The following is a 14,186-nucleotide window of genomic DNA, read 5'->3' as shown; positions in this document are numbered from 1 at the left end:
TCCTTCTTGGACTTGCCGGACTTGGTGGCCGGTTTCTTCTTCGTGTCTGCCATGGTTTCCCCCGTGTGACTATGGTGCCCGAATGGCACACTAAGCCGCTTAATACCCATTCAGCCACGAAACACGACATAGCATCATCGGTGAGGGTGCATGGCGTCAGCCTCAGGGGCCTCAACGGCGTCAGAGCAGGGTGAGCTGCTCCGGCTCGGGGCCGGCGGCGGGCGGCGCCGGGGGAGGAGGCGGACCGATGCGGCGCCTCTGCCGCGCGGTGGCGGTGCCCACCTTGTAGCGCTCGGCCAGGCCCCTGACCTGCTCGACGATCCGCCCCTGGTAGGCGCGCGGCGCGTAGGCGCCCCTGCCGTACAGCTCCAGGTAGCGCGGCACGAGACGCGGGTGCTCGCGGGAGAGCCACGCCAGCCACCACTCGCGCGCCCCCGGCCGCAGGTGGAGCACGATCGGCGCGATGTGCGTGGCGCCCGCCTCGGCGATCTCCTTGACCGTGCGCTCCAGCTCGGCCGGCGAGTCGGTGAGATACGGCAGGATCGGCGCCATCAGCACGCCGCAGCCGATGCCGCGCTCGTTGAGCGTGGCGCACACCTCCAGGCGCCGTCGCGGGTCGGGGGTGCCGGGCTCGACCGAGCGCCAGGCGTCGGCGTCGAGGAAGCCGACCGAGACGTTGACGCCCACCTCGGTGACCTCGGCCGCCTCGGCGAGCAGGTCGAGGTCGCGCAGGATCAGCGTGCCCTTGGTGAGGATCGAGAACGGGTTGGCGGCGTCGCGCAACGCGCCCAGGATGTCCGGCATGAGCTGATACCGGCCCTCGGCGCGCTGGTAGCAGTCGACGTTGGTGCCCATGGCGACGTGCCGCCGCCGCCAGCCGGGGGCGGCCAGCTCCCTGCGGGCCAGCTCGGCGGCGTTGACCTTCACCACGATCCTGGAGTCGAAGTCGGCCCCCGCGTCGAGATCGAGGTAGCGGTGCGTGTTGCGGGCGAAGCAGTAGACGCAGCGGTGGCCGCAGCCCCGGTACGGGTTGATCGTGTACTCGAACGGGACGCGGCTGGCGGCCGGCACCCGGTTGATGATCGACCGGGCGTGGATCTCGTAGAACGTCATGCCCCGGAACTCGGGGGTGTCGAAGGTGCGCGTGACGGCGTCGCGGGCGAACAGCGGCACGACCGGATCATCCGCATTCGTCTCCGTCAGACGGAGGTTGTCCCAGCGCATGCCACTGATTAGAACAGAGGTTCGAGCGTGATCGCAAACGGAAAAGAGGCGGCAATTACCTGACAGGGCGGGGGCTAATGATCTTCAGGGTTGGGCAGAACACCCGCACAGAGCTTGCGTTCCGGAGGTGCACCCATGGCCTGGTCGCAGGACGAGGAGCGGTTGCTGGCACAGATCGAGCGGCACCTCGTCGATGACGATCCCCGTCTCGTGGCGCGACTGGAGTCGTTCAACGAGCGAGTCCGCCGCAACGAGGCGAAGGCCGCCGGCCAGGGACGCCTCATGCGGAGGCCGCGCCGCTCCACGGTCATCATCCTGATCAGCTGGGTGCTCATCGCCACGCTGGTCGCCACCCTGCTGGTCATGGTGCTCCAGCACGGAGGCGCCACGTCCTTCTGATCCCGCAATTCCCGGCTCGGCAGCTGTGTAGCCGTCTTGGGTGGATTTTTGAGGCTTTGTTTGGTGATCGGGTGCGGCGTCCGTAGGAGTGGTAGGCGTCCGTAAAAGGGGGAAAGGCGGGGCTCTCTCGGACGTCGGCCGTCGCGGCCGCCGTGCGGCGGCCGCGCGTGGCCGGCATCGGGGTGAACGGGCTAGAGGTCCTGGACGTCCGGCCCGGTCGAGCCGCCGTACGTGGCGATCTTGTACTCGGTCGCCGCGAGGGAGAGCGTCAGCTCGCGGATGCGGCGGCGGATGGTGTCGCGATGTTCGAGCAGCATGTCGAGCCGCTCCGGCACCGTCTCCTGCCCGGCGTCGACGAGCGCGATGTAGTGCTGCAGGTCGCGCATCGGCATGCCGGACAGCCGCATCCGGGTCAGGAACACCAGGCGCCGCACCGCCTCGGCGTCGTAGACGCGATGGCCGTAGTCGTCGCGGGCCACCTCGACCAGCCCGGCCCGTTCGTAGTAGCGCAGCGTGTGCGCCGAGATGTCGAGGAGGTCGGCGACCTCGGCGATCGTCATCGACTCGGGCACGACGGCCGCGTCGGTGAGCGAGTGGATCGCCTCGACCGTCAGCGGCGCGTCGTCGCCGAGCGTCTCGAGCGCCCTGGTCATCAGGTCGTCGGTGGCCATGACAGCCAGCCTAGACGGGCCGGACCGACGACGGGGCGTCGGGGAAGTCGGCGCTGCGGGCGATGGGGGCCCACCGCTCGACCTCCTCCAGGCCGCGCCGGTACACCCCCGAGATCCGCTCGACGGCCTCGCGCCCGAGGGGCAGCCGCAGCGGCACCTCGTCGCCGTGCGCGAGGGACACGATGATCTCGGCCGCCCGCGCCGGGTCGCCCTCCTGCAGGCCGTCGGCCCCGGCCATGTCCGCGCGGACGGCGGCGAGCAGGTCGCGGTAGGTCTCGGACGCCGCGGTGAACTCCAGCACGTCGGCCTCGTTGAAGCCGGTGCGGAACCGGCTCGGCTCCACGATCATCACGCGGATCCCGAACGGGGCGACCTCCCCGGCCAGGGACTCCGACCAGCCTTCCAGGGCGAACTTCGACGCGGAGTACGCGGACACGCCGGGGAAGGACATCCGCCCGCCCTGGCTGCTCATCTGCACGATCGTCCCGGTGCCGCGGGCGCGCATGCCGGGCAGCGCCGCGCGGACGAGCGCGGCGGGGCCGAACAGGTGCAGGTCCATCAGCTCGCGCAACTGCGCGTCGCCGACCTCCTCGACCGCTCCGACCACGGCCCGGCCCGCGTTGTTGACCAGCACGTCGAGCCGGCCGAAGCGGTCGAGGGTGTCGCGCACGAGGCCCTCGGCCGCGGTGACGTCCCGGGCGTCGTGGGCGGCGACCATGAAGGTGTCCGGGTACGTGGCCTGCAGGTCGGTCATGCTCTCGGGCCGGCGAACCGCCGCCACCACGTTGTCGCCGGCCGCGAGCGCCGACTCCGTCAGTGAGCGTCCGAGGCCGCGGGACGCGCCGGTGATGATCCAGGTCTGTGTCGTCATGGCGGTGACGCTATGGCTTCGAGCGCGCTCGAACGCAAACCCGGGCGACGCATGCGTTTCCGGCCGCCGGGGTCTATGCGGATGACGCTCGCCGACGTACACTCGTAGACGAGTATTCGTTGACGAGTGAGAGGGGCCGAGGATGGCGAAGCGGCGGAAGGTGGGCAGCCTGCTGGCGCTCGCCGTGCTCTCCGTCGTGGTCCAGCGCCCGATGCACGCCTACGAGATGGCCTCCGTGCTGCGGGCCCGTGGCAAGGACCAGGACATGGCGATCAAGTGGGGGTCCCTCTACACCGTCGTCCACAACCTGGCCAAGCACGGCCTGCTCAGGGAGGCCGGCAGCGACCGGCAGGGCGGGCGCCCCGAGCGCACCGTCTACGAGATCACCGCCGAGGGCCGCGCCGAGCTGGCCGACTGGACGCGCGAGCTGCTGTCGGACCCGGAGGAGGCGCCGCGCAGGTTCGAGGCGGGACTGTCGGTCATGGGCGGGCTGCCGCCCGAGGAGGTGACCGCCCTGCTGCGCCGGCGGCTCGCCGCGTTGGACCGGCTCACCGCCGCCCAGCGCGAGGCGCTGGAGCGGGACGCCGGGGAACTCCCGCGGCTGTTCGTCCTGGAGTCGGAGTACGCCCTGGCGATGCGCGAGGCCGAGGCGGCGTGGACCCGGTCGCTCCTCGACGAGCTGACCGGCGGCACGTTCCCCCGGCTGGAGGAGTGGCGCGCCGTCCACGGGGCGGGCCGGATGCCCGCGGACGTCGCCGAACTGGCCGAAAGGGGGCGTGACACGGACAGACCCGAACACGCATGAAGGCCCCGGCGGAGGTGCGGGAACACCGCCGCCGGAGCCCTCGGAAAACCTCGAAGCGAAACCCGCGCGGGGCGGATCCCGGCCACGAGATGGCACTCGCAAGCATATCCGGGCCTCCCCACGTGGCATTTCTGACACGTCCACACCACGGATGGGGAACGACCATGAGCGACGTGAAGACCGCCGTCCAGCACGTGACCTCGGCCGACGGCACCACCATCGCCTACCGCGCCCTCGGCTCCGGGCCCGGGGTGGTGCTGCTGCACGGCATGATGCAGAGCGGCCCCAGCAACATCGAGCTGGCCCGCGCGCTGGCCGGCACGCACACCTGCTACGTGCCCGACCGGCGCGGACGAGGGGCGAGCGGCCCGCGGCGGCCGGGACACAGCGCGCGCAGCGACGTCGAGGACGTCTGCGCGCTGCTCGACGCCACCGGGGCCCGCGACGTCATCGGCGTCAGCGCCGGAGCGATCATCGCCCTGCTCACCGCGCTGTCCCGGCCCGACGTACGGCGGGTCGTCGCGTTCGAGCCGCCGCTCGGCCTCGACGGGGCGGGCGACCCGGACTGGATCGCGCGGTTCGACCGGGAGATCGCCGAGGGGCGGATCGAAGCCGCGCTCGTCACCGGCATGCTCGCCGCCCGCCTGGGGCCGCCCGGAGCCGGGCTGATGCCCCGGCGGCTGCTCGAACGGCTCACCACCGCGTTCATCGCCCGCCAGGAGCGCGACGGGGACGGCGAGGAGCCGGGCTTTCGCGAGCTGGCCCCGACGATCCGCCACGACGGGCTGCTGGTGGCCGAGACGGCCGACCTCGTGCCCCGCCTGCGGGAGCTGGGGGCCGAGGTGCTGCTGCTCGGCGGCACCAGGAGCCCTGCGTACCTCAAGCGCGCCCTCACCGCCCTGGAGGGCGTGCTCCCGCACGCGCGGCGGGTGGTGCTCAAGGGCGTCGGCCACGAAGCCACCGGCAACGCCGCAGCCAGGGGCAAGCCCGAGCTGGTGGCCCGCGAGATCGGGCGCTTCCTGACCTGAGCCCCGCTCGGAGGCCGCTGAAGAGTGGGCCGGGGCCGCGGAGGGCCCGGGGTCAGAGGCCGCGGAGGAAGGCGGCGGCGATCGGCGCGGCGACCTTGCCACCCGTGCCGCCGCCCTCCACCACCACCGCGAACGCCACATCGCCCTTGAACCCCATGAACCAGGCGTGCGTCTTCAGCTTGTCGCCGGTGCCGTACTCGGCCGTGCCGGTCTTGCCGTGCGTGCCGGCCGGCAGGCCCGCGCCCTTGGCCGTGCCCTTGGTGACCACCGCCGAGGTCAGGGAGTGCATCGCGTCCTTGACCCCGTCGGGCAGCGGGTGCTCCTGGGCCTTCTGGGGCAGCCCCGGCACGAGCGTCGGCGGGCGCCAGGTGCCGTCGGCGATGGCGGCGGCCACCGACGCGATCGACAGCGGGCTCGCCGTGATCCTGGCCTGCCCGAACGCCTCGGCGGCCAGCTCGGCGTCGGACTGGGCGCGCGGCATGCTGGCCTTGGTGGCGGGCACGCCGATGTTGAGCGGCTGGTTGAAGCCGACCGACTCGGCCGTCTCCAGCAGCTTGTCGGCGCCGAGCCGGCGCTCGGCCATCGGCGCGAACGTGGTGTTGCAGGAGTGGGCGAAGGAGTCGAGGAACGACAGCGACCCGAACTCCTCCTCCTCGGAGTTGCGGATCTTCAGCCCGCCCACGGTCGCGTACTTGGGGCAGGTGACGGAGTCGCCGGGCGCGACGCCCTCGGCGAGCAGCCCGATCGCCGTCACCGCCTTGAACGTGGAGCCGGGCGGGTAGCGGCCGTCGAGGGCCCGGTTGAAGCCGCCCACGTTGTTGACCACGGCCAGGATCTCGCCCGTGCTGGCCTTGAGGGCGACCATGGAGGTGGGCTTGTCGACGTCCTTGACCGCGGCGACGGCGGCGGCCTGGGCACGCGGGTCGAGGGTCGTCTTCACCTCCTCGCCGTCGGTGCCCTCGATGGTGTGCAGGGTCTTGTCGCCGACCTGGATCTCGGTGGTCGGGGTGCCCGCGAGCCGCTTCTGGAACGTCTCCTGCAGCCCGCCCCGGCCGACCGCCTGACCGACCTTGTAGGCGTTGCCGAGCTTGGCGACGTCCTTCTTGGTGGCCTTGTCGAGGTAGCCGACGAGCTGCTGCACCGAGCCGCCGGCCTTGCCGTCGTCGATGCGGCCGCCGTCGGCGTCGGTGATGCCCGCGCGGTGCGGCCAGCTCGTCTTGATCTTGAAGGACGCGCCGGAGGCGAGCGACGGGTGCAGCGTGGCCGGGGTCCAGTCGACCTTCCAGGCGCGGTCGGCGACCTTGAGGTCGATCCGCCCCTGGTAGGTCCAGTCGCCGATGTTCTTCAGCTTCAGGGTCGCGGTGTACGGCACGCGGGCCCGGTCGTCGGACTCGGTGACCTGCCCCAGCTTGATCTGCGTGGACTCGACGGCCAGGGCGGTGCGCATCTGGTCGTAGGCGGTCAGCGGCTGCTGGGTGGCCAGCTCGGCCCGCATGGCGGCCGTGTCACCGGCCTGCCAGGCCGCGGCGTAGCGCCGGGCGGTCTCGGCGGGTGTGCCCCGCGTGTGCAGCAGATACCAGGCGCCGCCCCCGGCGGCGCCCACTGCCAGCACGGTGATGCCGGATACGATCGCGATGGTGCGGCCACGCGCCACTGGTCAGCCCCCTGGTCCTCGGCAGCGCTTGCTCGGTGACCGAGCTTAGCCGTGCGCGCCGTCCGCCGGGTCCGAAGCGGCGATCTTGGACGCTGCCTGGCCGGCCGTGGAGCCGTTCCGCCCTGAGCCGTTCGACGCGGATCCGTTCGGAGACGCGGACCCGTTCGGAGCCGTGGACCCGTTCGGCGCCGGCGTGTCGCCGCTGGACGCGGCCTTGACGCTGGCGGCGTACGCCGGCACGTACTCCTGGCCCGAGAGCCGCTGGATGGCCGCCATGATCTCGTCGGTGACCCGCCGGCGGTCGCGGGCGTTGGTGTGGCTGCCCTCGAACGTCATCGGCGCGCCGATCTTGATGCCGATCCGGGCCGGGCGGGGCACCTTGGCGCCGACCGGCAGCACCTTCTCGGTGCCGCTGAGCGCGACGGGCAGCACTGGCGCGCCCGTGCGCAGGGCCAGCCACGCCACGCCGATCTTGCCGCGGTAGAGGCGCCCGTCGGGCGAGCGGGTGCCCTCGGGGTGGATGCCGAACAGGTCGCCGCGCTCCAGCACCTCGGTCGCCGCGTCCAGCATGGCCTGCGCGGCGTGGGCGCTCTCACGGTCGATGGGCAGGCTGTTGCCCAGGCGCATGAACCAGCCCGCGACCGGATTGCCGGAGAAGTACTCGTTCTTGGCGACGAACGTCACCGGCCGCGGCAGCAGCGCCGGCAGCAGGAACGAGTCGAGCACGGACAGGTGGTTGGCGGCCAGGATCGCGGGCCCCGTCCTGGGCACGTGCGCCGCGCCGGAGATGTGCGGGCGGCACATGGCGTGCGCCAGCGACGTGGCGGTGAACTTGACCACTTGGTACAGCAATGGGCTCTCCTGGCGGATCGTCGGTCGGCCACCCCACCATAGAGCAGGCGCCCCGGCCGGAGCCGGGGCGCCTGGAAAAGCATTGAGGCCGATGTGGCGGTCGCCTCCTCGGCGAGGTGCACAACACGGCTCCAGCCGAACGGTATTCCGTGAAGGCGGTAATTTGCGGCCCGGGGGACACAGACCACATCGGCCACTCGACTCTAACGGACATCCGGTGACGCGTATTCCATCGGACCCAAAGATTCGGTCACGTCCTGGTCCACTCCGGCTGCGCGACGTCGAAGACCCGCAGGTCGCGGCCACGCAGCGCCACTTCGGCGAACTGCCACAAAATCGCCCCGGTCGGCGCGTGGACCACGATCGAGGGGCCCAGCGGCATCTGCAGCAGCCCGGCGGCGGTCCAGCGCGGCACCCCGGGGGCCAGGAAGCGCTCCAGCGGCACGGCGTGCACGGAGGCCACCTCGCGGGCGTCGGCCACGGGCCGCTGCCGGCCGCCGAACGCCACGACCGGCGTGATCGCGAACCCGGAGTCGGTGACGTAGTCGTCCAGCAGCCCCGCCACCTCCACGCCGCGCACCGCGGTCTCCTCGGCCAGCTCCCGCAGCGCCGCCTCGGCCGGCCCCTCGCCGTCCTCCAGCCGCCCGCCGGGCAGCGCCCACTGGCCGGCGTTGCGGCCGTGCGGCGAGCGCCGGATGAGGATCGTGTACGGGACGCCCGCGTCGTCCTCCAGCACGCACACGGTGACGGCGGCGCGGCGGACGCCGGGCGCGGGCGGCGCCTCGCGGCGCGGGAAGGCGGCCAGGCGGGAGGCGACCAGCTCGCGCAGCTCGCCGAGGAGGGGAAGCACCCGCCCAGCATCGCACGCCCCGCACAGGCCCCCGGTACGCCACAGGACCGGGCATCGCGCTCCCACGCCCCCTCCCGGCCGCCGGGGAGCGTCATCACACCCCCGGGGCGGCCCCCGGCAGCCGCACGGTGACGCTCAGGCCACCCTCGGGCCGGGCCTCGGCGGTGACGGCGCCGCCGTGCGCGTCGCAGATGGCCCGCACGATGGACAGCCCCAGCCCCGCCCCCCGCGCCGAGCGCACGCGGTCGCCCTGCAGCCGCCGGAACGGCTCGAACAGGTCCTCCACCTCGTACGGCGGGACCGCCGGCCCGGTGTTGACCACCGTGACCACCGCCTGGCCGTCCTCCCGGCGCACCCGCACCCGCACCTCGCCGCCGCGCACGTTGTACTTGGCCGCGTTCTCCACCAGGTTGAACAGGCAGCGCTCCATGAGCAGCGGGTCGCCCGCCGCCAGGGCCGGGCGCAGGTCCGCGTGGACGGCGAGGGGCCGCTTGCGCCCGGCCAGGTCGAGCTGGTCCAGCACGGTGCGCGCCACCTGCGCCACGTCCACGGTCTTGCGCACGGCCAGCTCCTGCTCGGACTGGGCGAGCAGGAGCAGGCCCTCGATGAGCCGCTCGTAGCGGGCGTTGGTGCCGAGCAGGGCGCGGGCCAGCGCCTTGAGGTCCTCGGAGGCGGCCGGTTCCTCCAGCGACACCTCCAGCACGGTGCGGTTGATGGCGAGCGGGGTGCGCAGCTCGTGCGAGGCGTTGGCGATGAAGCGCCGCTGCCCCTCGAACACCTGGTGCAGCCGGTCGAGCATCGCGTCGAAGGTGTCGGCCAGCCGCTTGACCTCGTCGGGCGGCCCCTCCAGCGCGATCCGCTCGTGCAGGTTGCTCTCGGACAGCCGGCGCGCCGTCTCGGTCACCCGGTCGAGCGGGCGCAGCGCCCGGTCGGCGACGAGGTAGCCGAGCACGACGGCGAGGACGCCGAGCAGCACCATGATGATCGCCGACGAGCGCAGCATGTCCGCCAGGACGGTCGCGGCCCGCTGTTGCACGTCGGCGCTCGTCTTCTGGAACAGCATGTCGTCGGGCGGCGTCTGGATCACCGAGACCGGCTTGTTGGTGACGATCTTCGTGAAGCCGACGGAGAACTGCTGGCTGAGCGCCCGCGCGGTCAGCAGGTACGTGGACCACAGCAGCAGCGACCCGGCCACGAAGAACAGCCCGCCGTACAGGACCGTCAGCCGCACGCGCAGCCCGAGCCGGTGCCACGGCCGCAGCGTGGACGTCGTGGGCGCCGTCACAGCCGGTACCCCTGGCCCGGGACGTTCTCGATCAGCGGAGGAGCGCCGAGCTTGCGGCGCAGCGAGGTGAGCGTCACCCGCAGCACCCCGCTGGCCGCGTCGGCGTACTCGTCCCAGGCGCTCCTGCGCAGCTCAGCCGAGGTGACCAGCCGTCCCTCGGCGCTCAGCAGCGCGTGCAGCACGTCGAACTCCTTGCGGTTGAGCGCCACGGGCCGCCCGTCGCGCGTGACCGTGCGCCGGCCCGGGTCCAGCAGCACCCCGGCCCGCTCCAGCGGCGCCGGGCCGCCCCGCCGGGAGCGCCGCGACAGGGTCCGGATCCGCGCCACCAGCTCGGCGAACGTGAACGGCTTGATGAGGTAGTCGTCCGCGCCCAGGGTCAGCCCGTCCACCCGGTCGCGCACCCGCCCGGCCGCCGTCAGCATGAGCACCCGGCCCGCCGCGCCCCCGCCCGCCAGCTCCCGGCACACCTGGTCGCCGTGCACCTCGGGCAGGTCGCGGTCCAGCACCACCACGTCGTACGGGACGTACGCGGCCAGCTCCAGCGCCTCCTGCCCGTCGTAGGCCACGTCCACCGCGATGGCGTGCAGCCGCAGCCCGCGCGCGATGGCGTCGGCGAGCTCCTCTTCGTCCTCCACGACGAGCACCCGCATCCCAGGCCCCCTTTCCGTCCCACAACGACAGTGGCGGAACGGGTGTTAGCGGCGGATAAGCGCCGGGCGCGGCAGGTGCGGCTTATCGCCGTTTAGCACCCGTCCCGCTGGAGTGAGCGTCGCGCCGCGGCGAACGACCGGCGGCGCTCTCGAAGGAGACGAGACGATGAACGTACGACCTCTGCTGGCGGCCGTCTGCGCGGCGGCGGCCCTGACCGCCTGCGCCGCCGAGGCGCCGGCCTCGGACGGCGTGGCGAGCGCGGGCGGCGCCACGGCGAGCCCCGGCGCGTCCGCCGCCGCCACCGCCTCCCTGGACCCGCGGAGCGCGCAGCTCAAGTTCGCCCAGTGCATGCGCGAGCACGGCATCGAGATGGACGACCCCGAGCCGGGCGGCGGCATCCGCATCAAGTCGAAGAAGGGCGACGAGGCGAAGATGCAGGAGGCCCAGAAGGCGTGCGGGCACTTCATGGAGAACGCCGTCGGCAAGCTGAACGGCAAGATGGACCCGAAGGCGCGCGACCAGGCGCTGAAGTTCGCCCAGTGCATGCGCGAGCACGGCATCGACATGAAGGACCCGTCGACCGACGGCCGGATCGAGATCAGCGTGCGGCCCGGGACGCCCGAGGAGAAGGTCGAGGCCGCGCACAAGGCGTGCAAGGAGTTCGAGCCCGGCGGTGGCCCCCGATGAGGAAGGGGCTCGCGCTCGCCGGGGCGGGCGCGCTTGCGGTGGCCGCCGCGTGGACGGCGGTGGCCGTGCTGGGCGACGGCGGGGCCGGTGCGGCGGGCCCGGCGCCGAGGGCCGTCCCGGCCACGGCGGAGATCACCCGCCAGGACCTCGTCGACACCAAGACCGTCACCGGCGCGCTCACCTACTCCGGCGAGCGGCAGGTCACCACCGGCGCGTCCGGCACGGTGACGTGGGTGGCCGCCGAGGGCGCCGTGGTGCGCCGCGGCCACAAGCTGCTCTCGGCCGACCGCAGGCCGGTCGTCCTCATGTACGGCAAGCTGCCGCTCTACCGGGAGCTGCGCCAGGGCATCGACGACGGCCCGGACGTCGAGCAGCTCGAACGCAATCTCAAGGCCCTCGGCTACGGCGAGTACCTCACCGTGGACGAGCACTACAGCTACGCCACCTACCTCGCGGTCAAGGAGTGGCAGGACGACCGGGGGCTTCCCGAGACGGGGCGGGTGGACGGCTCGCAGGTGGTGTTCCTGCCGTCGCTGGTGCGCGTCACCGACGCGGCCGTGGAGGTCGGCGACCGGCTCGCCCCGGGGCGGCGGGCCATGACGGTCAGCGGCGTGCGGCGGGTGGTCCACGTGGACCTCGACGCCGACGACCAGGCGCTGGCCCGCGAGGGCGCGAAGGTGACCGTGGAGCTGCCCGGCGGCGAACGTGTCTCCGGCCGGATCACCTCGGTCGGCACGGTCGCCGAGACCAGCGGCCAGGGCCAGGACCGGAACGTCACCGTGGACGTCGACATCACGCTGGCCAAGGCGCCGAAGACCCGGCTCGACCAGGCGCCGGTCGAGGTGGAGATGGAGAGCGAGCGGCACAAGGGGGTGCTGTCCGTGCCGATCGAGGCGCTGCTGGCGCTGCGCGAGGGCGGGTTCGGCGTCGAGGTGGTCGAGGGCGGCGCGACCCGGATCGTCGGGGTCAGGACCGGCGCGTTCGGCGGCGGCCGGGTCGAGGTCGAGGGCGCGGGACTGGCCGAGGGCATGAAGGTCGGGGTGCCGTCCACATGACCGTCCCCCTGCCCGGCCGCTCCCCGGCCACCGCTCCCGCCCGTGTGCCCGCTGGTCGGGGCTCCGTGCCGTCCGGTCCGGGCTCTGTGCCTGATGGTCCGGGCTCCGTGCCCGACGGTCCCGACCCGGTGCCCGCCCGTCCGGATTCCGCGTCCGCCGACGTGGCGTCCACTGCCGCCCCCGGCCCGTACGTGGTGGAGCTGCGCGGCGTGACGAAGGAGTACCCGGGCGGCGTGCGGGCGCTGCGCGGGGTGGACCTGGCGGTGGCCGACGGGGAGCTGGTGGCGATCGTCGGCCGGTCCGGCTCCGGCAAGTCGACGATGCTGCACATGATCGGCACGCTCGACCGGCCCACCTCCGGGACCGTCCGCGTGGACGGCCACGACGTGGCCACGCTGTCCGACCGGGAGCTGTCGGCGCTGCGCGGGCGCACGCTCGGCTTCGTCTTCCAGCAGTTCCACCTCAGCCCCGGCCTGAACGCGCTGGACAACGTGGCCGACGGCCTGCTCTACACCGGCACCCCGCGGCGGGTGCGCCGCGAGCGGGCCGCCGCGGCCCTGGAGCGCGTCGGCCTCGGCCACCGGCTGGACCACCGGCCGTACCAGCTCTCGGGCGGCGAGCAGCAGCGCGTGGCCGTCGCCCGCGCCGTCGCCGGCGACCCGCGGCTGCTGCTGGCCGACGAGCCCACCGGCAACCTCGACTCGGGCGCGGGCGCGGAGGTCCTCGGCGTGCTGCGCGACCTGCACGCGGCCGGCACGACCATCGCCGTCATCACCCACGACGCGGAGATCGCCGCCTGGTGCCCCCGGCGGGTGCGGCTGCTCGACGGCCGCATCGACGGCGACGAGGGCGACGGGACCGCCCGGCCGGGGGAGATCGTGAAGGGGGCACGGACATGAGCCGGGGCACACGCCCGGAAGACGCGCGCACGAGCCGGGGCACGCCGCGTGGGCCGCGTCCGGCCCGGCTCGGCCCGGCCGACGTGCTGCGGGTGGGCGCCGCCGGGCTGCGGACCCGTCCCACCCGGGTGTTCCTGTCGGCCCTGGGCATCGCCATCGGCATCGCCACGATGATCGCCGTCATCGGCATCTCGTCGTCGTCGCGCGAGCAGCTCATGCGCCAGCTCGACCGGCTGGGCACCAACCTGCTGACGGTCGCGCCGGGCCGCACCATGTTCGGCGAGGAGGCGGAGCTGCCGCTCACGGCGCTCGACATGGTCAAACGCGTCGGGCCCGTGCGCACGGCCTCGGCCACGGGCACGGTCAAGACCACGGTCCGCCGTACCGACCGCATCCCGGAGGCCGTGACCGGCGGCATCGCCGTGCAGGCCGCCACCACCGAGCTGCTGACCACGCTGGAGGGCCGCGTCGCCGAGGGCGTCTGGCTGAACGCCGCCACCGAGCGCCGGCCCGCCGTCGTCCTCGGCTCCGAGGCGGCCACACGCCTCGGCATCACCCGCACGGGCGTACGGGTCTGGATGGGCGGGCGGTGGTTCACGGTCGTCGGGATCCTGCGGACGATGCCGCTGGCGCCCGAGATCGACCGGTCCGCCCTCGTCGGCTTCCCGGCCGCGGAGAGCCTGCTCGGCTTCGGGGGACATCCCACGACGATCTACGAACGGTCCGCCGAGGAATCCGTCGAGGCGGTCCGCGACGTGCTGGCCCGCACCGTCAACCCCGAGAACCCGGGCGAGGTCGAGGTGAGCAGGCCCTCCGACGCGCTGGCCGCGCGGGCCGCCGCCGCGGGCGCGTTCACGAACCTGCTGCTCGGTCTCGGCGCCGTCGCGCTGCTGGTCGGCGGCGTCGGGGTGGCCAACACCATGGTCATCTCGGTGCTGGAGCGGCGCAAGGAGATCGGGCTGCGCCGCTCGCTCGGCGCCACGCGCGGGCAGGTGCGGGTGCAGTTCCTGACCGAGTCGCTGCTGCTGTCGGCGCTCGGCGGGATCGCGGGGGCGGCGCTGGGGACGGTGGCCAGCGCCGGGTACGCGGTGGCGCGCGGCTGGCCGCCGGTGGTGCCGCCGTGGGCGATCGGCGGGGCGGTGGGGGCGACGCTGGTCATCGGCACGATCGCCGGGATCTATCCGGCCATGCGCGCCGCCCGCCTCTCCCCGACGGTCGCCCTGGCCACCACCTGACGCCGGCGCCGCCGGGGAGT

General features: G+C 73.5%; 15 protein-coding genes. 7 read left to right on the top strand and 8 right to left on the bottom strand.

Going from position 1 to position 14,186, the window contains the following annotated elements; all coding sequences use genetic code 11:
• Nucleotides 1–180 precede the first annotated feature (180 nt).
• Nucleotides 181–1,224, bottom strand: a complete 1,044-nt coding sequence (locus HD595_RS41785) for an Rv2578c family radical SAM protein (RefSeq protein WP_253779420.1) — start codon at nucleotides 1,222–1,224, stop codon at nucleotides 181–183.
• A 135-nt stretch (nucleotides 1,225–1,359) separates the two neighbouring features.
• Between HD595_RS41785 and HD595_RS41780 the strand changes: the two genes are divergently transcribed.
• Nucleotides 1,360–1,623: a DUF3040 domain-containing protein gene (locus HD595_RS41780; protein WP_253779418.1), complete on the top strand. Its 264-nt coding sequence runs from the start codon at nucleotides 1,360–1,362 to the stop codon at nucleotides 1,621–1,623.
• A gap of 191 nt (nucleotides 1,624–1,814) precedes the next feature.
• On the opposite strand, the gene HD595_RS41775 is transcribed toward HD595_RS41780, so the two are convergent.
• A complete protein-coding gene (locus tag HD595_RS41775) occupies nucleotides 1,815–2,294 on the bottom strand; it encodes a MerR family transcriptional regulator (RefSeq protein ID WP_253779416.1) in 480 nt (159 codons plus the stop codon).
• Between the two features lie 10 nt (nucleotides 2,295–2,304).
• Nucleotides 2,305–3,165 (bottom strand): SDR family NAD(P)-dependent oxidoreductase, encoded by an 861-nt coding sequence (locus HD595_RS41770; RefSeq protein ID WP_253779413.1) that lies wholly within the window; start codon nucleotides 3,163–3,165, stop codon nucleotides 2,305–2,307.
• Nucleotides 3,166–3,307: 142 nt separating this feature from the next.
• Here HD595_RS41770 and HD595_RS41765 point away from each other — a divergent pair, with 142 nt between their 5' ends.
• Nucleotides 3,308–3,970, top strand: a complete 663-nt coding sequence (locus HD595_RS41765; protein ID WP_253779411.1) for a PadR family transcriptional regulator — start codon at nucleotides 3,308–3,310, stop codon at nucleotides 3,968–3,970.
• 164 nt (nucleotides 3,971–4,134) lie between these two features.
• Entirely contained in the window at nucleotides 4,135–4,998 is an 864-nt protein-coding gene (locus HD595_RS41760) for an alpha/beta fold hydrolase (RefSeq protein WP_253779410.1), read from the top strand.
• A 52-nt stretch (nucleotides 4,999–5,050) separates the two neighbouring features.
• Here the strand turns inward: HD595_RS41760 and HD595_RS41755 are convergent, their stop codons facing one another.
• The 5 genes from HD595_RS41755 to HD595_RS41735 form a co-directional block, all read right to left on the bottom strand.
• Complete coding sequence (locus HD595_RS41755) at nucleotides 5,051–6,610, bottom strand: penicillin-binding transpeptidase domain-containing protein (RefSeq protein ID WP_253779409.1); 1,560 nt, start codon at nucleotides 6,608–6,610, stop codon at nucleotides 5,051–5,053.
• A gap of 87 nt (nucleotides 6,611–6,697) precedes the next feature.
• On the bottom strand, nucleotides 6,698–7,504 hold the full coding sequence (locus HD595_RS41750; RefSeq protein ID WP_253779408.1) for a lysophospholipid acyltransferase family protein: 807 nt from the start codon (nucleotides 7,502–7,504) through the stop codon (nucleotides 6,698–6,700).
• Nucleotides 7,505–7,754: 250 nt separating this feature from the next.
• Nucleotides 7,755–8,354 (bottom strand): NUDIX hydrolase, encoded by a 600-nt coding sequence (locus HD595_RS41745; RefSeq protein WP_253779407.1) that lies wholly within the window; start codon nucleotides 8,352–8,354, stop codon nucleotides 7,755–7,757.
• Between the two features lie 94 nt (nucleotides 8,355–8,448).
• The gene (locus tag HD595_RS41740) at nucleotides 8,449–9,639 is read right to left on the bottom strand and encodes a sensor histidine kinase (protein WP_253779406.1); all 1,191 of its coding nucleotides are present in this window, start codon (nucleotides 9,637–9,639) and stop codon (nucleotides 8,449–8,451) included.
• The gene (locus HD595_RS41735; protein WP_253779405.1) at nucleotides 9,636–10,289 is read right to left on the bottom strand and encodes a response regulator transcription factor; all 654 of its coding nucleotides are present in this window, start codon (nucleotides 10,287–10,289) and stop codon (nucleotides 9,636–9,638) included. The genes HD595_RS41740 and HD595_RS41735 overlap by 4 nt, the downstream gene beginning before the upstream one ends.
• 166 nt (nucleotides 10,290–10,455) lie before the next feature.
• Between HD595_RS41735 and HD595_RS41730 the strand changes: the two genes are divergently transcribed.
• The 4 genes from HD595_RS41730 to HD595_RS41715 all read left to right on the top strand — a co-directional run bounded on the left by HD595_RS41730 (nucleotide 10,456) and on the right by HD595_RS41715 (nucleotide 14,166).
• A complete protein-coding gene (locus HD595_RS41730) occupies nucleotides 10,456–10,977 on the top strand; it encodes a hypothetical protein (RefSeq protein WP_253779403.1) in 522 nt (173 codons plus the stop codon).
• The gene (locus HD595_RS41725) at nucleotides 10,974–12,032 is read left to right on the top strand and encodes a peptidoglycan-binding protein (protein ID WP_253779402.1); all 1,059 of its coding nucleotides are present in this window, start codon (nucleotides 10,974–10,976) and stop codon (nucleotides 12,030–12,032) included. Before HD595_RS41730 ends, HD595_RS41725 begins: the two co-directional genes overlap by 4 nt.
• A gap of 191 nt (nucleotides 12,033–12,223) precedes the next feature.
• Nucleotides 12,224–12,931 (top strand): ABC transporter ATP-binding protein, encoded by a 708-nt coding sequence (locus tag HD595_RS41720; protein ID WP_253781456.1) that lies wholly within the window; start codon nucleotides 12,224–12,226, stop codon nucleotides 12,929–12,931.
• Nucleotides 12,928–14,166, top strand: a complete 1,239-nt coding sequence (locus HD595_RS41715) for an ABC transporter permease (protein WP_253779401.1) — start codon at nucleotides 12,928–12,930, stop codon at nucleotides 14,164–14,166. Before HD595_RS41720 ends, HD595_RS41715 begins: the two co-directional genes overlap by 4 nt.
• Nucleotides 14,167–14,186: the final 20 nt, after the last annotated feature.

Source organism: Nonomuraea roseoviolacea subsp. carminata (assembly GCF_024172185.1).
Classification (GTDB): domain Bacteria; phylum Actinomycetota; class Actinomycetes; order Streptosporangiales; family Streptosporangiaceae; genus Nonomuraea; species Nonomuraea roseoviolacea.
Note: the sequence above shows the minus strand (reverse complement) of the source record. Positions and strands in the feature narration are given on the sequence as shown.